The following is a 20,292-nucleotide window of genomic DNA, read 5'->3' on the forward strand; positions in this document are numbered from 1 at the left end:
CCCCCCCCCCCCCCCCCCCCCCCCCCCCCCCCCCCCCCCCCCCCCCCCCCCCCCCCCCCCCCCCCCCCCCCCCCTACAGTAGGGCGGCGTGCATCTTTTGATCTGGCTTTTGACCTTGATCCACCCGCACCTGTCAAAACCCTGAACACACACTCTGAAATAGCCAGGGCCATTGAAACCACCCCCCACCTGCCCCATCTAAGATCCATACCCTATTGCGCAGGTGCCCCATGACCGACCAGCAAGAATTTCCCGAAGACCCGAGCGAATACGCAGAAACAGACAACGCCGAACACCATGCACCCGGCAAAGGCCTTACCCTGCCTGGCCAGAACCTGCCGGACAAGGTCTACATCATCCCGATCCACAACCGGCCTTTCTTCCCGGCGCAAGTGCTGCCGGTGATCGTCAACGAAGAGCCGTGGGCCGAGACTCTCGAACTGGTGAGCCAGTCCGACCACCATTCCCTGGCCCTGTTCTTCATGGACGCCCCCCAGGACAACCCGCGCCATTTCGATACCAAAGCCCTGCCGGAATACGGCACGCTGGTCAAAGTCCATCATGCCAGCCGCGAAAACGGCAAACTGCAATTCGTCGCCCAGGGCCTGACCCGGGTGCGCATCAAAACCTGGCTCAAGCACCATCGCCCACCGTACCTGGTGGAAGTCGAATACCCACACCAGCCCACCGAGCCGACCGACGAGGTCAAGGCCTACGGCATGGCGCTGATCAATGCGATCAAAGAGCTGCTGCCGCTGAACCCGCTGTACAGCGAAGAGTTGAAAAACTACCTCAACCGCTTCAGCCCCAACGATCCGTCGCCCCTGACCGACTTCGCCGCCGCCCTGACCTCGGCCACGGGCAGCGAGTTGCAAGAAGTGCTCGACTGCGTGCCGATGCTCAAGCGCATGGAAAAAGTCCTGCCGATGCTGCGCAAGGAAGTCGAAGTCGCGCGCTTGCAGAAAGAGATTTCCGCTGAAGTTAACCGCAAGATTGGCGAACATCAGCGCGAGTTCTTCCTCAAGGAACAACTCAAGGTCATCCAGCAAGAGCTGGGGCTGACCAAGGACGATCGCAGCGCCGACATCGAACAGTTCGAGCAACGCCTGACGGGCAAGGTGTTGTCGCCCCAGGCGCAGAAACGCATCGTTGAGGAAATGAACAAACTGTCGATCCTCGAAACCGGATCGCCGGAATACGCGGTGACACGCAACTACCTCGATTGGGCGACTTCGGTGCCGTGGGGCGTGTATGGCGAGGACAAACTCGACCTCAAGCATGCGCGCAAGGTGCTGGACAAACACCACGCCGGCCTCGACGACATCAAGGACCGCATCCTCGAGTTCCTCGCAGTCGGTGCCTATAAAGGCGAGATCAGCGGCTCCATCGTGTTGCTGGTGGGCCCGCCGGGCGTGGGCAAGACCAGCGTTGGTAAATCCATCGCCGAATCCCTCGGTCGACCGTTCTACCGCTTCAGCGTTGGCGGCATGCGTGACGAAGCCGAGATCAAGGGCCATCGCCGCACCTACATCGGCGCACAACCGGGCAAACTCGTCCAGGCGTTGAAAGACGTCGAAGTGATGAACCCGGTAATCATGCTCGACGAGATCGACAAGATGGGCCAGAGCTACCAGGGCGACCCGGCCTCGGCGCTGCTGGAAACCCTCGACCCGGAACAGAACGTCGAATTCCTCGACCATTACCTGGACTTGCGCCTGGACCTGTCGAAAGTGCTATTCGTCTGCACCGCCAACACCCTGGACTCGATCCCCGGCCCGTTGCTGGACCGGATGGAAGTGATTCGCCTGTCGGGTTACATCACCGAAGAAAAAGTTGCCATCGCCAAGCGTCACCTGTGGCCGAAACAGCTGGAAAAGGCCGGCGTATCCAAAGGCAACTTGAGCATTAGCGACACTGCATTGAGGGCCTTGATCGACGGCTATGCCCGTGAGGCCGGAGTCCGTCAGCTGGAGAAAAACCTCGGCAAACTGGTGCGCAAAGCGGTGATGAAACTGCTCGATGAACCGAAAGCCGTCATCAAACTCGGCCCCAAAGACCTGGAAGCCTCACTCGGCCGCCCGGTGTTCCGCAACGAGCAAGTGCTGTCCGGCGTCGGCGTGATCACCGGGCTGGCCTGGACCAGCATGGGCGGCGCGACCCTGCCGATCGAAGCCACGCGCATCCACACCCTCAACCGAGGCTTCAAACTCACCGGGCAACTGGGGGACGTGATGAAAGAGTCGGCGGAAATCGCCTACAGCTACGTCAGCTCCCATCTGAAGCAATTCGGCGGTGACCCGACATTCTTCGATGAAGCCTTCGTCCACCTCCACGTACCGGAAGGCGCAACACCGAAAGACGGCCCGAGCGCCGGCGTGACCATGGCCAGCGCCCTGCTCTCCCTCGCCCGCAACCAGCCACCGAAAAAAGGCGTAGCCATGACCGGTGAACTAACGCTGACCGGGCATGTACTGCCGATTGGCGGCGTGCGCGAAAAAGTCATCGCAGCGCGTCGGCAGAAGATCAATGAACTGATTTTGCCGGAGCCTAATCGGGGTAATTTCGAAGAGTTGCCGGAATACCTGAAAGAAGGGATTACCGTGCACTTTGCCAAGCGCTTCGCGGATGTGGCGAAGATATTGTTCTGAGCCGTCACCTGATCGTTTCCATGGGTTGGGAATAATCAGACTCAACAAAAAGCCCGCTGACCTTTTAAGGGGGCAGCGGGCTTTTCATTTGTGCTACGTCTGCGGATCTAGATTATCGAGCACGCAGTTCATCATCGACTATCAAGCTCGCCTCCACGAATGCTGTCTCAAAAACTCACGAAACTGAGTTCTGAATACAACATCCCGATCATTTGACTCAGTTTCAAACGATTCTGAGACAAGCGTAGGAGCTGCCGCAGGCTGCGATCTTTTGATCTTGAAAATCAGATGCGGATCAAAATCAAAAGATCGCAGCCTTCGGCAGCTCCTACGTGAGGTGTGTACACACGCTATTGATTGGTCGGCTGTCAGGCCGCCTTCGCGGGCAAGTCGGATCGCCGCACCGCTCGCTCTACGGTGGAGCGGCGCACACCCGCCCCTCACCACTCAACAGGCAGAGCGTTAGCTCGCCTGCCGCTTTTGATCTTGATTCACCCGCCCCTTCGGGAGGCTGAGTGGAGGTGTTCATCTGGGGATTGGCGCGCAGCGCCGTTCGACGCAGTCGAACACATCGCACGTAGGTCGTAGCGAAGCAGACCGTAGGGCGATGCCCCCAGATGGATACCGGAGCGAAGGAACGCCGAGCCTTAGCGAGGGGCCGGACGCTTGGGGCGAGCGTTTTTTGCTTCCTTTTTTTGGCGTTTGTAAAAAAGGGAGTCGCCGTAAGGGCGAAACCATAAGCCGCCGTTACCGCAGCAACGGATATGTACACACCACCAACAAAAACATGGTCGGCCCGAAGGCCGCCAAGATCAAACGGGCTCTTTCCTGACCCTGAACCAAGCCGCATACAACGCCGGCAAGAACAGCAACGTCAACGCCGTCGCCACAATCAGCCCGCCCATGATCGCCACCGCCATCGGCCCGAAAAACACACTGCGCGATAATGGAATCATCGCCAGCACCGCCGCCAGCGCGGTCAACACAATCGGCCGGAAACGTCGCACCGTCGCCTCGATGATCGCCTGCCAGGGCTTGAGCCCGGCAGCGATGTCCTGCTCGATCTGATCCACCAGAATCACCGAGTTACGCATGATCATCCCGGACAGCGCGATGGTCCCGAGCATGGCGACGAAACCGAACGGCTGACGGAACACCATCAGAAACAACGTCACCCCGATCAACCCCAGCGGCGCTGTCAGAAACACCATGGCAGTGCGTGAGAAACTGCGCAGTTGCAGCATCAGCAACGTCAGCACCACCACGATGAACAGCGGCACGCCGGCCTTCACCGAGTTCTGCCCACGAGCCGAGTCTTCCACCGTACCGCCGACTTCCAGCAGATAGCCGTCCGGCAGTTCGGCGCGGACCGGATCGAGGGTCGGCATGATTTGCTGCACCAGTGTCGCCGGTTGTTCCTTGCCGTAGATGTCGGCGCGAACCGTCACGTTGGGCAGGCGGTTACGGTGCCAGATGATGCCTTCTTCAAAGCCGTATTCCAGCGTGGCAATCTGCGACAGCGCCACGCTGCGACCGTTGTCGGTCGGCACGGCCAGGCTCGGCAGCAATGCCAGTTCAGTGCGCTCATGCACCGTGCCGCGCAGCAGGATCTCGATCAATTCGTTGTCTTCGCGGTACTGACTGACACTGGAGCCGGTCAGCGAGCTTCGCAGGAACCCCGAGAGGTTCGCCGTGCTCACGCCCAGCGCCCGCGCGCGATCCTGATCGACGTTCAGGTACACGACTTTGCTCGGCTCTTCCCAATCCAGATGCACGTTGGCCACGTGTGGGTTCTCGCGAACCTTGGCCGCGACTTTACGTGCCAGGGCGCGGACGTCCGCAATGTTCTCACCGGTGACCCGGAACTGCACCGGATAGCCAACCGGCGGGCCGTTTTCCAGACGCGTGACCCGCGAGCGCAGGGCCGGGAATTGTTCATTGAGGGTTTCGATCAGCCAAGTGCGCAGGGCTTCGCGGTCTTCGATGGTTTTGGCCAGGACAACAAATTGCGCAAAGCTTGCAGCCGGAAGTTGCTGGTCCAGCGGCAGGTAGAAACGCGGCGAACCGGTGCCGACATAAGCCACATAGTTGTCGATCCCGGCGTGATCCTTGAGCAGGCCTTCGAGACGCTTGACCTCCTCGGCGGTGTTGCTCAGGGAGGCACCTTCGGCGAGTTTCAGATCAACCATCAATTCCAGTCGCCCCGATGCCGGGAAGAACTGCTGCGGCACGAAACGGAACAGCACCACGGACGCGACGAACATCACGATGGTCAGCACGATCACCGTTTTGCGTCGGCGCACGCACCACTCCACCAGCCGTCTGACGCGCTGATAGAACGGCGTGCCGTAAGGGTCGGGTTGGCCGTCGCCAGTGCCGTGTTTGGCGGCGTGAATTTTCGCCAGGTCCGGCAGAAGTTTCTCCCCCAGATAAGGCACAAAAACCACGGCGGCCACCCACGACGCCAGTAGCGCGATGGTCACCACCTGGAAGATCGAGCGGGTGTACTCGCCGGTGCCCGATTGCGCGGTGGCGATCGGCAGGAAACCGGCGGCGGTGATCAACGTACCGGTGAGCATCGGGAACGCGGTGCTGGTCCAGGCATAGCTGGCGGCCTTGATCCGGTCGAAGCCCTGCTCCATTTTGATCGCCATCATTTCCACGGCGATGATCGCATCATCCACCAGCAAGCCCAGCGCCAGCACCAGCGCGCCGAGGGAAATCTTGTGCAGGCCTATCCCTAAGTAATACATGCAGGCGAACGTCATCGCCAACACCAGCGGTATCGCCAGCGCTACGACCATGCCGGTGCGCACGCCGAGGGAGAAGAAGCTCACCAGCAACACAATCGCCAGGGCCTCCACCAGCACCTGGACGAACTCGCCGACACCGGTTTTCACCGCGGCGGGTTGATCGGACACTTTGCGCAACTGCATGCCGGCCGGCAGGTTTTGCTGAATCCGGGCGAACTCGATTTCCAGCGCCTTGCCCAATACCAGAATATCGCCACCGTCCTTCATGGCCACCGCCAGACCGATGGCGTCTTCAGCCATGAAGCGCATGCGCGGCGCCGGTGGATCGTTGAAGCCACGACGAACGTCCGCCACATCACCGATGCGGAACGTGCGATCTGCAACGCGAATCGGGAAGTTCTTGATCTCGTCGACCGTCTGAAAATTCCCCGAGACCCGTAGCTGCAAACGCTCGCTGGTGGTTTCGAAGAAGCCTGCGGTGGACATCGCGTTCTGTTCTTCAAGCGCCTGCTGCACCGCCGCCAGCGGCACCCCGAGGGTGGCCAGTTTAACGTTGGAGAGTTCGATCCAGACCTTCTCGTCCTGCAACCCGAGCAGGTCGACCTTGCCCACATCCTTGACCCGTTGCAGCTGGATCTGGATGCGGTCGGCGTAATCCTTGAGCACTGCGTAATCAAAGCCCTCGCCGGTCAGGGCGTAGATGTTGCCGAACGTGGTGCCGAATTCATCGTTGAAAAACGGGCCCTGGATACCCGGTGGCAGGGTCTGGCGAATATCGCCGATCTTCTTGCGGACCTGATACCAGAGGTCCGGGATATCCACCGAATGCATGGAATCGCGCGCCATGAACGTCACCTGGGACTCGCCCGGGCGGGAGAACGAGGTGATCCGTTCGTACTCCCCGGTTTCCATCAGTTTCTTTTCAATACGCTCGGTGACCTGGCGCGAAACTTCCTCGGCCGTGGCCCCCGGCCAGTTGGTACGAATTACCATGGCCTTGAAGGTGAACGGCGGGTCTTCGCTTTGGCCAAGCTTGGTGTAGGACAACGCCCCGACCACAGCCAGCAGGAGCATCAGGAACAGTACGATCTGGCGGTTACGCAGCGCCCATTCGGATAGATTGAAACCCATCGGGGATTACTCCTTGTGCGCCAGATTGACCACGCGATTGGAGCGATCCACCGGGCGCACTTGCTGCCCGTCGTGAAGCACATGAACACCGGCCGCCACCACCCAGTCGCTGGCGTTCAGTCCCTCGAGCACCGGCACGGTTTTCTCGCCAAATGCACCGACCCGCACCGGGACTTTTTTCAAGGTGTTGTTGGCGCCGACCACCCACACGTAGGTGGCGCCGTTTTCTGCGGTGAGGGCCGACAGCGGCACTGACAACGGCACCACTTCGGCAGTCTGGATGAACACCCGGGCGCTCTGGCCAAGTTCAGCGGGAACCTTGCCGGCGGTAAAAGCGATACGGGCGGCAAAAGTGCGGGATTTGGGATCGGCGGCAGGCGACAACTCACGGATCTGCCCAAGGAAACGCTGATCGGGTTGGGTCCAGAGCTCCACCGAGACCGGCTGACCGACCTTGAAGCGGCCGAAGCTCTGCTCCGGCAGGCTGATCAATACTTCGCGCTCGCCATCGGTGGCCAGGGTAAACACGGTTTGCCCGGCCGCCACCACTTGCCCGACTTCAACCGCGCGCTTGGCCACCACGCCATCCTGCGGCGCACGCAGCACCGCGTAACTGGCCTGATTGGTCGAAACGTTGAATTCGGCTTTGATTTGCTTGAGGCGGGCCTCACCGGAGCGATAGAGGTTTTCCGCGTTGTCGTACTGCGAACGGCTGACCATCTGCCGCTCCATCAGGGTCTTGTAGCGATCACGCTCGGCGCGCACCAGGTTCAGATTGGCTTCGGCAGCCGCGACCTGGGCACGGGTGGCTTCCAGTTGCAGGCGCACGTCCTGAGGATCGAGTTCCGCCAGGGGTTGGTCAGCCTTGACCCGCTGCCCTTCTTCGACCAGTCGTCGGCTGACTTTGCCGCCAATCCGGAAGGCAAGGTCCGGCTCATAACGCGCGCGAACTTCGCCGGGATAGCTTTCCATTGCCTGGGCCGAGGGCTCTGGCTGCACCACCATGGCCGGGCGCACGCTGACCGGAGGGGCTTCTTCATGGCCACATGCCGACAATAAAAAAGCCAGACTGACCGGCAACGCGAGGGGCAAGGCAAAGCGCAGCATGGTGAACGACCTTTCGCTAATGGGGCTTGGAATAATTATACTGACCAGTATGTTATTAATAGCAAACTCACCAGTCCAGTATTAAAAGCGAAGAATGTCAGACAATCTTTCCACCCCAAGCGGTCCGGGCCGTCCCAAGGATCTGGCCAAGCGCCGGGCAATCCTCGACGCGGCGAAAATCCTGTTTTTGAGTAAGGGATACGCCAACACCAGCATGGATGCCGTAGCGACTGAGGCCGGCGTGTCGAAGCTGACGGTCTACAGCCATTTCAACGACAAGGAGACGCTGTTCTCTTCCGCTGTCGTGGCCAAATGCGAGGAGCAATTGCCTCCGCTGGTTTTTGAATTGCCGGACGGCGTCGCCGTGGAAACCGTGCTGCTGAACATCGCACACGGCTTTCATCAACTGATCAACAGCGACGAATCGGTGAACCTGCACCGGCTGATGATGACGCTGGGCAGCCAGGACCCGAAACTCGCACAGATCTTCTTCGAGGCCGGGCCGGAACGCGTGCTGCACGGCATGGAGCGTTTGCTGAGCAAGATCGATCAGAGTGGCGTGTTGAGCATCGACAAACCGCGCAATGCCGCCGAGCACTTCTTCTGCCTGCTCAAGGGCGCGGGGAATTTCCGCTTGCTGTATGGCTGCGGCGAACCGGTAACCGGGGATGCGGCCGAAGCCCATGTGCAGGAAGTGGTGGGATTGTTTATGCGGGCGTATCGGCCGGAGTCGGCCTGATAGATATTTGGCGTGATGATCGTTCCCACGCTGTGTGGGAACGATCAGTGAAGGCGACTCGATCTTAAGGCTTGAGCGCTTTCTTCGGATAAATGTCATATCGGCTGGACTTGCCGTCCAGCGCATGGCTCGGCTTCGGCCCATCGATGCACGGCGCCTTGCGCGGGCGTTTGACCACCACCCGGTGACTGGCCAGGGCCAAGGCCGCTGCGAGCAGGGCCGGCGCATCCGGATCATCGCCGACCAGCGGCCGGAACAGGCGCATTTCCTTCTTCACCAACGCGGTTTTCTCACGATGGGGAAACATCGGGTCGAGGTAGATCACCTGCGGCGGCTCGCCTTCCCAGTTGCGCATCACCTCGATCGAATTGCCCTTGAGCAAACGCATCCGCGCCACGATCGGCGCCACGTCGAAATCTTCCGCGCCGCGTGCCAGACCATCTTCAAGCAAGGCGCCGATCAGCGGCTGGCGCTCGATCAGGCTCATCTCGCAGCCCAGGCTGGCCAGCACGAACGCGTCCTTGCCCAGCCCGGCCGTGGCGTCCAGCACCCGTGGCCGCACGCCTTGGGCGATGCCGACCGCCTTGGCGATCATCTGACCGCTGCCGCCGCCGTACAACCGACGATGGGCCGCGCCACCCTCGACGAAGTCGACCCGCACCGGCCCCGGTGCATCCGGCCCCAGTTGTTGCAGTTGCAAACCCTGCTCACCCACCTGCAAGGCAAACTCGCCGTCATCCACCTGCAACGGCAAACCCAGGCGCTCGGCCCATTGCTCGGCCTGTGGCTGGAACGTCGCGCCCAAGGCTTCGACATGGATGCGGCAGGCCGCAGGTTGCTCAATCATGGGAAAACACGCTCAAAAAATTAATGATCGGCAAAAACGGCCGATAACCAAACTATCGAGCATTTTGCCAGAGCTGAGCGTCGACCGAGAAAAATGTCAGGCATTCAACGCACATCGATAGGTTACATCTCGCCCCACGGCGATTTTGGCCTGCGAAACTCCCAAGCACTGAGCGGCGTCAGTCACCTGTGGCAAGATTTTTTTGCCCAGGCCCTGGCCGATCAGTCGGGCGATGTGGTGCCGGCGTCTCTGGACTTTCCGCCGGTCGATCTCGACAGCCCGGTCGAACCGACCGTCGGCAGCGAGCTGCTGGCGCACATCATTTCCCAGCGCGAATGTGATGTGAAAGAAACCGAAGTCCGTCCGCCGGAGCCATTGTTCCTGCCAATTGCCGAGTTCGAAATGGACCTGGCCGATAAACCGTTCCCACCGTTCCCGCCGGAAGAAATCGTCGCGCAACAGAAACAGCAGGACTTCGAAAGCGGCTGGGTTCGCCCGATCGTGCTCACCGCCGGTCAACCGCTGCCCGAGCCTGGTGCCGCGCCGCAACCGCGTCCGCTGCACTTGCCAATCGCCGAGTTCGAACTCGACCTGCTGGACAAGCCATTCCCGCCGTTCTCACCGCAAGAGTTGGTGGAACAGCAGAAACAACTCGATTTCGATAACGGCTGGGCGCGCCCGATCGTTCTGCAGAACCTGCGCATCGCCGCATAACCCCTCAGCGGCCCAACCATCACGGCCCGACCTCGTCAGCCTTTGAAGAATTGATTGGCCTTCTGGAACGGCATCGACCGGGAAGTGAAGCCAAAGGTCCCGTGTTGCTGGATTTCCTCGGCCGCGCGCAAGAACTCGCCATACGCTGCCAACGCCAGGGCCGAACCGACGCTGATACGCTTGACGCCCATTTCGCTCAACTGCGCTACCGTCAGCTTGAGCCCGCCGGACATCAACACATTCACCGGTTTCGGTGCCACGGCGCGAACCACCGCCAAGACCTCTTCGGCATTGCGCAGGCCTGGGGCGTAAAGCACGTCCGCGCCGGCCTCGGCGAATGCCTGCAAACGGCGAATGGTGTCGTCGAGGTCAGGATTGCCGTGCAAATAGTTCTCGGCACGCGCCGTCAACGTGAAGGGGAAAGGCAAACTGCGCGCTGCTGCGACAGCGGCTTCGATACGCGCCACGGCATGCTCGAAGCAGTAGATCGGACCGTCTTCACGCCCGGTGGCATCCTCGATCGAACCGCCTACGGCACCGGCCTGAGCGGCCCGCAGAATACTTTGGGCGCACTCGGCAGGAGCGTCGGCAAAGCCGTTTTCGAGATCCACCGCGACCGGCAAATCAGTGGCCGCAACAATCGCCTCAACGTTTGCCAGGGTATCGTCGAGCGTCAGCCCACCATCAGGACGGCCCCGGGAAAAGGCATAACCGGCGCTGGTGGTTGCCAGTGCCTCGAAGCCCAGGCTGGCAAGCATTTTCGCTGAGCCGGCGTCCCAGGGGTTGGGAATGACAAAGGCGCCCTCGCGTTCGTGCAGTGCTTTGAACGCCTGGGCTCGAAGGGTTTGCGCATCCATTGGCAGACTCCTGAAAAAGGGAAAACCCGCTTCAGAGCAAACCAAGTTGCTCGGCGGCGGGTTCTCTGTATAGCTCAGGCAGCGGCGGCAGGCCAGGCAAACGCAGCATCAGTTGTGCGTGAAAACGTTGTGCCAGTTTCGCCGCCAGCAGGTTATCGGCGGTGTGCAGGAAGATATACGGCGTGCGGCCCTCTTCGATCCAGACGGCGATTTTCTCGACCCATGGCACCAGGAACGGATCGTTGGCTTCAAGTTCGGGGTGGCCGATGAAGCGCACCTGTGGAAACTGAGTGAACGCCGCAGGGCGAGGCGGCACCCTGGGCTTTTTCGATTGGGCGTGGAGTACCGAAGGATTGGTCGAGGTGCAGCTGAACAGCGCGCGCGGATCGAGGCAGATGCGCTCGACGCCACGATCCAGCAGCAGGCGATTGAGCATTCGCTCGGCATCGCCCTTGGCAAAGAACTCGTCATGCCGCACTTCGACCGCCAAGGGCCGGTCCACCGCATCAATAAAACCGGCCAGCTCCGACAGTCGTTGCGGGGTAAAGCTTTTGGACAATTGCAGCCACAATGGCGAAACCCGCTCCCCCAGAGGGCTGAGCAATTGCAGGAACGTTTCTGTGGCGGTCAATTGGTCGCGCAGGTCACCGCTGTGGCTGATGTCGCCGGGGAATTTGGCGGTGAAGCGAAAGTGTTCGGGCATGGTCTCGGCCCAGCGCTGCACGGTGGCGGCAGCCGGGCTCGCGTAGAAGGTCGTATTGCCTTCCACGGCGTTGAACACTTGAGAATAAAGATCAAGAAACTCGGCGGGCCTGGCGTCCTGTGGATACAAGTAGTCGCGCCAGGCGTTTTCGCTCCAGGACGGGCAGCCGAGGTAATAAGGCAGCATCAGATGTACAGGTCGAGACCCAGCACATCCGCATCCCAGTCGACAAAAGTGGCCGTGCTCAGGTAACTGGCCAGTGCCATCGCCACGCTTTTGCTCATGGCGCGGTGATAAATCATGTCTTGTTGACGCGCGGGAAGATTGCTCAGGCGTTGCGCGGAGGCTTTGGCGGCGCGGGCGGCCAATTGCTCTTCGGTAGGGAATTCCAGCTCGCCGTCGACATCGACGGAGTCATCCTCAGACACATGGCCTTTACGAGGCTTGCGCTTGATTGGGTAGGACTGGGAGGAAACGCCGTCTATACGCATAAGTGCATGCTCGGTATCGATGATGGCAGTTTAGTGGCGCATTACCCACTTCGCAAACCGCCGAGTGATAACTAGAACACAGAAAAGCGAAAAGGTTTAAAAGCGGCGGGCAGAAACTGATGATTAGCTATTTCCGTTAGATCGCCTTCGCGGGCAAGCCTCGCTCCTACAGGTATTGAGTCGGACACAATAGTGCGGCGTCTTGGTACCTGTAGGAGCGAGGCTTGCCCGCGAAGGGGTCAACTCGGAATCAAGGATTACCGCGCTTTCGGCGTCGCGACTTTATCGCGCAAATACACCGGCTGCGCCTGATCGGCCACGATCGCTTCACCGCGTTCCCAGGCGAAACGCGCCAGGGTCAGCAAATCTTCGGCGTGGGGCAGCATGCTCGCGTCCTGGCCGCTCAGGTTCACTGCAATACGCTCGGCATAACCCCAACCGGTGCCCGCGCCGAACCACTCGCCGCTGGCATCGACCGGCAACGCGGCGGCTTCCGGTGGCAATACCGCTTCGTTGCCCACCAGCCGCATCTCCCCCGCCGTTTCGCGGTAGCAGCCCCAATACACCTCATCCATACGCGCATCGATGGCTGCCGCGACCTGGCTGACGCCGTGTTCGCGATAAGCCCGCTGGGCGAGCACCGCGAGGTTGGAGACCGGCAACACCGGACGGTCCAGCGCAAACGCCAGCCCTTGCACCACGCCAATGGCGATCCGCACACCGGTAAACGCGCCCGGCCCACGACCGAACGCAATGGCGTCGACCGCTTGCAGCGTGGTCCCGGCATCGGCCAGCAGTTGCTGAATCATCGGCAACAGCTTCTGCGCATGCAGGCGCGGGATCACCTCGTAATGGCTCGTGACCTTGCCGTCATGCAGCAAGGCAACGGAGCAAGCTTCAGTCGCGGTGTCCAGGGCCAGCAAGGTGCTCATCGATGTATCCGTAAGAGAGGTCAGAAAAAGTGCGCCAGTATAAACAACTACGGCCCGCAAGCGGGCCGTAGAAGATGAAGCCGATCAGACTTTTCAGCTCAGTGCTTCAAGCACCTTGCCGGTAATCGTCTCAACCGAGCCGACACCCGGAATATGGCTGTACTTCGGCTTGCCCTGAGCAGCGGCCAGGCCTTGGTAGAACTCCACCAGAGGTTTGGTCTGGGAGTGGTAGACCGACAGGCGATGACGCACGGTTTCTTCGGTGTCGTCCTTGCGCTGCACCAGCTCTTCACCGGTGATGTCGTCTTTGCCGGCGATTTTCGGCGGGTTGTACACGGTGTGGTACACGCGGCCGCTGGCCTCGTGAACGCGACGACCGGCGATACGCTGAACGATCTCTTCGTCATCGACGGCGATTTCGACCACGTTGTCCAGTTCCACGCCAGCTTCTACCAACGCTTCAGCTTGCGGAATGGTGCGCGGGAAACCGTCGAACAGGAAACCGTTGGCACAGTCAGGCTGCGCAATACGGTCCTTGACCAAAGCGATGATCAGATCGTCGGAGACCAGACCACCGGCATCCATGATGCTTTTGGCTTTGATGCCCAGCTCGGTGCCGGCTTTTACAGCAGCACGCAGCATGTCACCGGTAGAGATTTGCGGAATGCCGAACTTTTCGGTGATGAACTTAGCCTGAGTACCTTTACCGGCCCCGGGAGCTCCCAGCAGAATGACGCGCATTAGATGTGCTCCTCAATTTTTTATTTAGAATTACTTAAACAAAACAAAGGATTCGCCTCGTAGGGCCAATCTCAAAAAATAGGGTCGTGACCGCCCAAACGGCCAAAGGCTGATCAAGATACACAGCAGGCCCTGCCCACACAAGCCGCCGAAAGTCGGAGAAACCTGCGCAGGACGTGCCCTTTCGAAGGGGTACCCCAAGTCGCAACCCCGTCATTAACTGTCGCCTGACAGACCTTCTCAACCGCTCGCCGACAGGCACTCGACGCTCGCGCCAGGTGCCTGTTCCCTATGACGAAAACCTTAGCCGGTATTTCGCAAACCGGCGGCAATCCCCGCCACAGACACCAGCAACGCCTGTTCTACCGGGCTGCCCTGCGCTTCATCCTGCTGCCGCGAACGGGCCAACAGTTCGGCCTGCAATAGATGCAGCGGGTCGAGGTAGGTGTTGCGCAGGCGGATGAATTCAAGGGTGTCTGGGCTATGTGCCAGTAGCTGGGACTGACCCGTCAGCCCCAGGACCACCGCACAGGCCTGCGACAATAGGTCGCGTAAATGCGCACCCAAAGGGAGCAGATCCGGCTCGACCAGGCGCTCGTCGTAAGACTGGGCGATATCGGCGTCGGCCTTGGCCAGCACCATTTCCAGCATATCGATGCGGGTGCGGAAGAACGGCCATTGCTCGCGCATCTGCCCCAGCAGCTCCCCTTCGCCGCGCTCCAGCGCCTTGCTCAGCGCCGTTTCCCAGCCGAGCCAGGCCGGCAACATCAGGCGCGTCTGGGTCCAGCCGAAAATCCACGGAATGGCGCGCAGGCTTTCGATGCCGCCGGCGCGGCGCTTGGCCGGGCGGCTGCCCAACGGTAAGCGCCCCAACTCCTGCTCCGGGGTGGACTGGCGGAAATACTCGACGAACTGCGGATTTTCCCGCACCACGGCGCGGTAAGCCTTGACCCCATCGGCGGCCAGTTCGTCCATCAAATGGCGCCAGGCAGGCGTAGGAGGTGGTGGCGGCAGCAAGGTCGCTTCCAGCACCGCCGCCAGGTACAGATTGAGGTTTTGCTCCGCGATGTCCGGCAGGCCGAATTTGAAACGAATCATTTCCCCCTGCTCGGTGGTGCGGAAACGCCCCGCCACCGACCCCGGCGGCTGCGACAGAATCGCTGCGTGCGCCGGGCCGCCACCACGGCCCACGGTGCCGCCACGGCCGTGGAACAACAGCAGCTCCACTTGTTGCTCCCGGCAAATATCCACCAGACGCTCCTGCGCCCGATACTGCGCCCAGGCCGCCGCCGTAGTGCCGGCGTCCTTGGCCGAGTCGGAATAACCGATCATCACTTCCTGCGGCCCTTGCAGGCGCGAGCGATAACCCGGCAGCAACAACAGCTTTTCGATCACCGGGCCCGCGTTATCGAGGTCGGCGAGGGTTTCGAACAGCGGCACCACGCGCATCGGCCGCAACACGCCGGATTCCTTGAGCAGCAACTGCACGGCCAGCACGTCGGAAGCGGCGCCAGCCATGGAAATCACATACGAGCCGAGGGAAGCCCCCGGCGCGGCAGCGATTTCCCGGCACGTCGCCAGCACTTCGGCGGTGTCGGCAGACGGCTTGAAGTAGGCCGGCAGCAACGGCCGGCGATTGTTCAGTTCGCGCATCAGGAAGGCGATGCGCTCCTCTTCGTTCCAGTCCTCATAACGACCCAGGCCGAGGTAATCGGTGATTTCGGTCATGGCTGCGGTGTGGCGCGAGGAGTCCTGTCGCACATCGAGGCGCACCAGAAACAGCCCGAACGTCACCGCTCGGCGCAGGCAGTCGAGCAACGGGCCATCGGCGATAACGCCCATGCCGCATTCATGCAGCGAGTGGTAACACAGCTCCAACGGGTCCAGCAGGTCGCGGTTGTTTTGCAGCACATCGGCGGACGCCGGCGTGGTGGCCGTCAGGGAGGCCTGGGCCCAATTACGGGTTGCGCGCAGGCGCTCACGCAGCTGTTTGAGTACCGCGCGGTAAGGCTCGGCGCTGTCGCCAGCCTTGGCTTTCAGGGCGTCGCTGGCCTGTTGCATCGACAATTCGGCGGCGAGGTGATCGACATCGCGCACATACAAATCGGCAGCCATCCAGCGAGCCAGCAACAATACTTCGCGGGTCACGGCGGCGGTGACGTTGGGGTTACCGTCACGGTCGCCGCCCATCCACGAGGCGAAGCGAATCGGCGCGGCCTCCAGCGGCAGGTGCAGGCCGGTGGCGGCATGCAGGGCCTGGTCGGCCTTGCGCAAATAGTTGGGAATCGCCTGCCACAGCGAATGCTCGATCACCGCAAAGCCCCACTTGGCTTCGTCTACAGGTGTCGGGCGGGTGCGGCGGATTTCTTCGGTGTGCCAGGCTTCGGCGATCAGGCGCTGCAAGGTGGTCTTGATCTGCTCGCGCTCGGCGCTGGTCAGGTCGCGATGATCCAGGGCCGCCAGTTGCGCGGCGATCGCGTCGTATTTCTGGATCAGTGTGCGTCGCGCCACTTCGGTGGGGTGCGCCGTCAATACCAGCTCGATGTCCACCCGCCCCAATTGCCGGGCCAGGGATTCGGCGTCATGCCCTGCAGCCAACAGGCGAGTGAGCAGCTCCGGCAACACCCGGGCCTCGAACGGCGCGGGTTGTGACTCTTCGCGGCGGTGAATCAGCTGATATTGCTCGGCGATATTGGCCAGGTTGAGGAACTGGTTGAACGCCCGCGCCACCGGCAGCAATTCGTCCTCGCTCAACTGGTTGAGGCTGGCGCTGAGTTCGGCATCCATCGAACCGCGACGGTCGGCCTTGGCGCCTTTGCGGATTTGCTCGATCTTGTCGATAAAGCCATCCCCGTACTGCTCGCGAATGGTGTTGCCCAATAGCTCACCCAACAGGTGAACGTCCTCGCGCAAGCGTGCATCAATATCGGTCATCAGCAGTTCTCCAGCGAAAATCCGGGCGGCTATGCTTTGATAATAGAGAGTGCCGTTGTAAAGCGGTTCTTACAAGTAAACCAGGGACTGCAAACCCCGAACGTTGCAGCTAGGCTCAACACCAAGCCGTACAGCGGCTTGCCACCGGCCACCGCCGGACACTCACCCGGCCTGCCATGAGCAGGTGCGTAATGAGGTCATTATGAAAATCCGCGAGCTTGCCAAGCACTGGGAAGAAAACGCCAAGGGTCGCCTGACCGACTCCGGCTACACGATTCGTCTGGACGTGGAAGCCGCCGCACGGCTGGCGGCGATTATCGATATGTACCCCAAAAGGCACCCTGAAGAACTGCTCGGAGAATTGATTGGCGCAGCCCTTGAAGAACTTGAAGAAAGCTTTCCGTATGTGAAAGGGTCAACGGTGGTCGCCACCGACGAAGAAGGCGATCCGCTGTACGAAGACGTCGGTCCAACCCCGCGTTTTCTCGCCTTGTCCCGTCGTCACTTGCACGATTTGTCGACCGAAAACGACAAGCCAAAACACTGATTTGCGCGTCTTGCTCCCCTTCCAGAAATACGTATTTCCTGGCCCGTGCAGGGCCGGGAATACCCCTGCGTACAACTAAAGTTCCCGACTTAGAGCCTTGTCCGTCAGCTCAAAGTTTTTTCGGGCGAAAGGCCATTTTCTCTGAACTTTTAAAAAACGCCTCGGGTCAACCCAGTAACCACGCCTGGGACGGCCGTTTCAAAATGCTCTGGAAATCGAAGGTTGCGGCTCCTTGCCCAGGATGGATTCAGATGTATTTCAGGAGTTATCCAACGGAGTTGAAACCATGAAGACCAGCACTGCTTCATCCTCGTCCACCCACCTGCGCGGTCTCAAACTGGCGGCCCTGGCCATCGGCAGCAGTTTGGTTCTGGCCGGATGCGCCGGCAACCCGCCCACCGAGCAATACGCCGTGACTCAATCGACCGTGAACAGTGCCGTCAGCGCCGGAGGCACCGAATTCGCCGCGGTGGAAATGAAGTCCGCTCAGGACAAGCTCAAACAAGCCGAAATCGCCATGCACGACAAAAAGTATGACGAAGCCAAAATGCTCGCCGAACAGGCCGAGTGGGACGCCCGAGTGGCAGAACGCAAAGCCCAGGCGATGAAAGCCGAACAGGCTGTAAAGGACTCACAGAAAGGTGTTCAGGAACTGCGTCAGGAAAGTCAGCGCACCGTGCAGTGAGCGCGCATCCCGATTTTCAGGCCTGACACATTTATCGATAGAAAGGACGAACCACCATGCGCAAACAACTGATGATACCCGCCCTCCTGGCCGCAAGCATTGCACTGGCTGCCTGCGCCACACCGCCCAACACCAACCTGGAGCAAGCCCGCACCAACTACGCCGGCCTGCAAGCCAACCCGCAAGCCAGCAAAGTCGCGGCACTGGAAACCAAAGACGCCAGCGATTACCTGGACAAGGCCGACAAGGCTTATCAGGACAAGGAAGACCAGAACAAGGTCGACCAACTGGCTTACCTGACCAACCAGCGCGTTGAAGTGGCCAAGCAGACCATCGCCCTGCGCACCGCGGAAAACAACCTGAAAAACGCCGCGGCTCAGCGAGCCCAGGCGCGTCTGGATGCCCGCGACCAGCAGATCAAACAATTGCAGGCCAGCCTCAACGCCAAACAGACCGATCGCGGCACGCTGGTAACGTTCGGTGACGTGCTGTTCGCCACCAACAAGGCCGACCTGAAACCCAGCGGTCTGATGAACATCAACAAACTGGCGCAGTTCCTTCAGGAAAACCCCGACCGTAAAGTGATTGTCGAAGGCTACACCGACAGCACCGGCGCGGCGTCGTACAACCAGTCGCTGTCCGAGCGCCGCGCGACCTCGGTGCAAGTGGCCCTGATCAAGATGGGTGTCGACCCGGCGCGCATCGTGGTCCAGGGTTATGGCAAGGAATACCCGGTGGCCGAAAACACCAGCGTCTCCGGCCGTGCGATGAACCGTCGGGTGGAAGTGACCATTTCCAATGACAATCAGCCAGTGATCCCGCGTTCGGCTGTCAGCTCGAACTAAGTTTCACCTGCTGAAACACAAAAGCCCCGCCTGATCGGATCAGGCGGGGCTTCTTATTGATCGAACACTTGTCTTGGGTCCAAGCAACCCTGTGGCGAGGGGGCTTGCCCCCGTTCGGCTGCGAAGCAGTCGTGAAACCATCCCGCAAGGTGTACCTGACAAAACGCGAATGCAGGTTTTAGGGCCGCTTCGCGACCCAACGGGGGCAAGCCCCCTCGCCACAAGGGTTCATCATTGCCAATGGAGGTGGGATTTTACTGTTCGAGTTTTTGCGGGGTTTCCTGGCCCATGCAGCGCACGGCTTTTTTCTTGTTGTTGACCAGTACGCCGGTCAGGCCTTTCTGTTCGGTATCAAACATCACCAGTACGCCATCGATGCACTGCGCCACTTGCGCGGCCGGTTCCAGGGAGATTTTGTAGTCTTCGCCCGGCACGGTCTTGAGCATGGTGAAGTCGCTGAGCAGCAACGCATCCTCGGGTTTGGCGAAGTGCAGGTAGCCGTACCACCACAGGGCCCCGACGGTGCCGAGGATGCTGCAAATACCGGTGATGATCAGCGGGATGGCGTTACGTTCTTCACTCATTGCGGACTCTCTGGTGGTTCATCTTCAGAATTCGGGGGTGCCGGGTAATTCGGAATTTCACCCAGGCGGCGCAGGCCGTTGAAATGCTGCGGATCTTCGAGGTAACGCAGCATGACTTTTCGCCAGACCGGGTCGGCGAAGGTTTGCACATGACCGCCCCGGGTCAGTTGCAGCACTCGCGGCGGCGGCGCAGCTTGATACAGTCGGATGCCGTTGGAAAGGGGCACCAGCTGATCATCGATACTGTGATAGATCAGTTTCGGTACACCATTGAGCTGCGTCATGGAACGGATCGCGCTATCGCCATCCGGCACCAGCCAGGACAACGGCACCTGGAACGGCCAGGTCATCCAGGAGGTGCTGAGGGCGAAACGCCCGACATCGCGGTAGCTGGCAGGCACGCCATCGAGCACGAAAGCCTTGAGTTGCCGCTGGCGCTCGGGATGCTGGGCCAGGTAATGCACGGCCATCGAACCGCCAAGGCTCTGACCGAGAAGGATCAACGGCTTGCCCTTGACCTCCGGCGCCTGGTCGAGCCATGTGAAGGCGGCGTCGATGTCCTGATAAATCTCCGGCAACGCCGGCTTACCTTCGGACAATCCGTACCCGCGATAGTCCACCAGCAACACCTGATAGCCCTGCTTCGGCAACCACCAGCTCGCACCCAGATGCCACGCCAGGTTGCCGCCGTTACCGTGCAGATGCAGCACAGTGCCTTTGACTTCGACGCCTTTTTTCGCCGGCAGCCACCAGCCATGCAGCTTGAGGCCGTCGGCAGTGGTCAGGGTGACGTCGCGATAGTCGAGCTTGGCTTTTTCCGGGGTGAACGGCTGGCCGGACTCGGGGTAGAACAGCAAAGAGCTGCAACCGCCGAGGGCCAGGAGCAGGCAGAAGATGCCGAGGATTCTCATCCGGTGAAGCCTCAATGTGGGTGATCGTTCCCATGCTCCGCGTGGGAGTGCATACCGTGACGCTCTGCGTCACAGTGGACGCGAAGCGTCCATGGCGGCATTCCCACGCAGAGCGTGGGAATG

At 60.6% G+C, this 20,292-nt stretch carries 17 protein-coding genes; 6 read left to right on the forward strand and 11 right to left on the reverse strand.

Features of this window, described 5'->3' with window-relative positions; translation table 11 throughout:
- Positions 1 to 230 precede the first annotated feature (230 nt).
- Entirely contained in the window at positions 231 to 2,648 is a 2,418-nt protein-coding gene (gene lon / locus AC07V0_RS26555) for an endopeptidase La (RefSeq protein WP_064616264.1), read from the forward strand.
- Positions 2,649 to 3,460: 812 nt separating this feature from the next.
- On the opposite strand, the gene AC07V0_RS26560 is transcribed toward lon, so the two are convergent.
- Together AC07V0_RS26560 and AC07V0_RS26565 are read right to left on the reverse strand one after the other, a co-directional pair.
- Positions 3,461 to 6,532 (reverse strand): efflux RND transporter permease subunit, encoded by a 3,072-nt coding sequence (locus tag AC07V0_RS26560; protein WP_495020054.1) that lies wholly within the window; start codon positions 6,530 to 6,532, stop codon positions 3,461 to 3,463.
- Positions 6,533 to 6,538: 6 nt separating this feature from the next.
- A complete protein-coding gene (locus AC07V0_RS26565) occupies positions 6,539 to 7,639 on the reverse strand; it encodes an efflux RND transporter periplasmic adaptor subunit (RefSeq protein WP_477746922.1) in 1,101 nt (366 codons plus the stop codon).
- A gap of 94 nt (positions 7,640 to 7,733) precedes the next feature.
- On the opposite strand from AC07V0_RS26565, the gene AC07V0_RS26570 reads away from it, so the two are divergent.
- Positions 7,734 to 8,378 (forward strand): TetR/AcrR family transcriptional regulator, encoded by a 645-nt coding sequence (locus AC07V0_RS26570; RefSeq protein ID WP_018926667.1) that lies wholly within the window; start codon positions 7,734 to 7,736, stop codon positions 8,376 to 8,378.
- 64 nt (positions 8,379 to 8,442) lie between these two features.
- Here the strand turns inward: AC07V0_RS26570 and AC07V0_RS26575 are convergent, their stop codons facing one another.
- Positions 8,443 to 9,225: a class I SAM-dependent methyltransferase gene (locus AC07V0_RS26575; RefSeq protein ID WP_086946360.1), complete on the reverse strand. Its 783-nt coding sequence runs from the start codon at positions 9,223 to 9,225 to the stop codon at positions 8,443 to 8,445.
- Positions 9,226 to 9,318: 93 nt separating this feature from the next.
- Between AC07V0_RS26575 and AC07V0_RS26580 the strand changes: the two genes are divergently transcribed.
- A complete protein-coding gene (locus AC07V0_RS26580; protein WP_018926669.1) occupies positions 9,319 to 9,939 on the forward strand; it encodes a hypothetical protein in 621 nt (206 codons plus the stop codon).
- A 35-nt stretch (positions 9,940 to 9,974) separates the two neighbouring features.
- Here the strand turns inward: AC07V0_RS26580 and AC07V0_RS26585 are convergent, their stop codons facing one another.
- From AC07V0_RS26585 to ppc, 6 genes are all read right to left on the reverse strand, one after another.
- Complete coding sequence (locus tag AC07V0_RS26585) at positions 9,975 to 10,796, reverse strand: isocitrate lyase/PEP mutase family protein (RefSeq protein ID WP_086946358.1); 822 nt, start codon at positions 10,794 to 10,796, stop codon at positions 9,975 to 9,977.
- Between the two features lie 31 nt (positions 10,797 to 10,827).
- Positions 10,828 to 11,688 carry a DUF72 domain-containing protein gene (locus AC07V0_RS26590; RefSeq protein ID WP_495020069.1) on the reverse strand — a complete coding sequence of 287 codons (861 nt, stop codon included), beginning with the start codon at positions 11,686 to 11,688 and terminating at the stop codon, positions 10,828 to 10,830.
- A complete protein-coding gene (locus AC07V0_RS26595; protein ID WP_018926672.1) occupies positions 11,685 to 11,990 on the reverse strand; it encodes a hypothetical protein in 306 nt (101 codons plus the stop codon). Before AC07V0_RS26595 ends, AC07V0_RS26590 begins: the two co-directional genes overlap by 4 nt.
- Positions 11,991 to 12,247: 257 nt before the next feature.
- On the reverse strand, positions 12,248 to 12,922 hold the full coding sequence (gene tsaB / locus AC07V0_RS26600; protein ID WP_018926673.1) for a tRNA (adenosine(37)-N6)-threonylcarbamoyltransferase complex dimerization subunit type 1 TsaB: 675 nt from the start codon (positions 12,920 to 12,922) through the stop codon (positions 12,248 to 12,250).
- Between the two features lie 93 nt (positions 12,923 to 13,015).
- Positions 13,016 to 13,663: an adenylate kinase gene (gene adk, locus AC07V0_RS26605; RefSeq protein ID WP_018926674.1), complete on the reverse strand. Its 648-nt coding sequence runs from the start codon at positions 13,661 to 13,663 to the stop codon at positions 13,016 to 13,018.
- 303 nt (positions 13,664 to 13,966) lie between these two features.
- Positions 13,967 to 16,597, reverse strand: a complete 2,631-nt coding sequence (gene ppc / locus AC07V0_RS26610; protein ID WP_064616255.1) for a phosphoenolpyruvate carboxylase — start codon at positions 16,595 to 16,597, stop codon at positions 13,967 to 13,969.
- A 202-nt stretch (positions 16,598 to 16,799) separates the two neighbouring features.
- Between ppc and AC07V0_RS26615 the strand changes: the two genes are divergently transcribed.
- The 3 genes from AC07V0_RS26615 (at position 16,800) to lptF (ending at position 18,674) form a co-directional block, all read left to right on the forward strand.
- A complete protein-coding gene (locus AC07V0_RS26615) occupies positions 16,800 to 17,144 on the forward strand; it encodes a hypothetical protein (RefSeq protein WP_019651823.1) in 345 nt (114 codons plus the stop codon).
- A gap of 286 nt (positions 17,145 to 17,430) precedes the next feature.
- Positions 17,431 to 17,829, forward strand: coding sequence for a DUF4398 domain-containing protein (locus AC07V0_RS26620; RefSeq protein WP_018926677.1), 399 nt, complete (start codon positions 17,431 to 17,433; stop codon positions 17,827 to 17,829).
- 56 nt (positions 17,830 to 17,885) lie between these two features.
- Complete coding sequence (gene lptF, locus AC07V0_RS26625; RefSeq protein ID WP_019581610.1) at positions 17,886 to 18,674, forward strand: lipotoxin F family OmpA-related lipoprotein LptF; 789 nt, start codon at positions 17,886 to 17,888, stop codon at positions 18,672 to 18,674.
- A gap of 254 nt (positions 18,675 to 18,928) precedes the next feature.
- Here lptF and AC07V0_RS26630 read toward each other — a convergent pair whose 3' ends face one another.
- Both AC07V0_RS26630 and AC07V0_RS26635 read right to left on the reverse strand, forming a co-directional pair.
- Positions 18,929 to 19,258, reverse strand: coding sequence for a PA3694 family proteiin (locus tag AC07V0_RS26630; protein ID WP_007940182.1), 330 nt, complete (start codon positions 19,256 to 19,258; stop codon positions 18,929 to 18,931).
- The gene (locus AC07V0_RS26635) at positions 19,255 to 20,169 is read right to left on the reverse strand and encodes an alpha/beta hydrolase (protein WP_495020055.1); all 915 of its coding nucleotides are present in this window, start codon (positions 20,167 to 20,169) and stop codon (positions 19,255 to 19,257) included. Before AC07V0_RS26635 ends, AC07V0_RS26630 begins: the two co-directional genes overlap by 4 nt.
- Positions 20,170 to 20,292: the final 123 nt, after the last annotated feature.

Source organism: Pseudomonas sp. GW821-FHT01E10 (genome assembly GCF_059422365.1).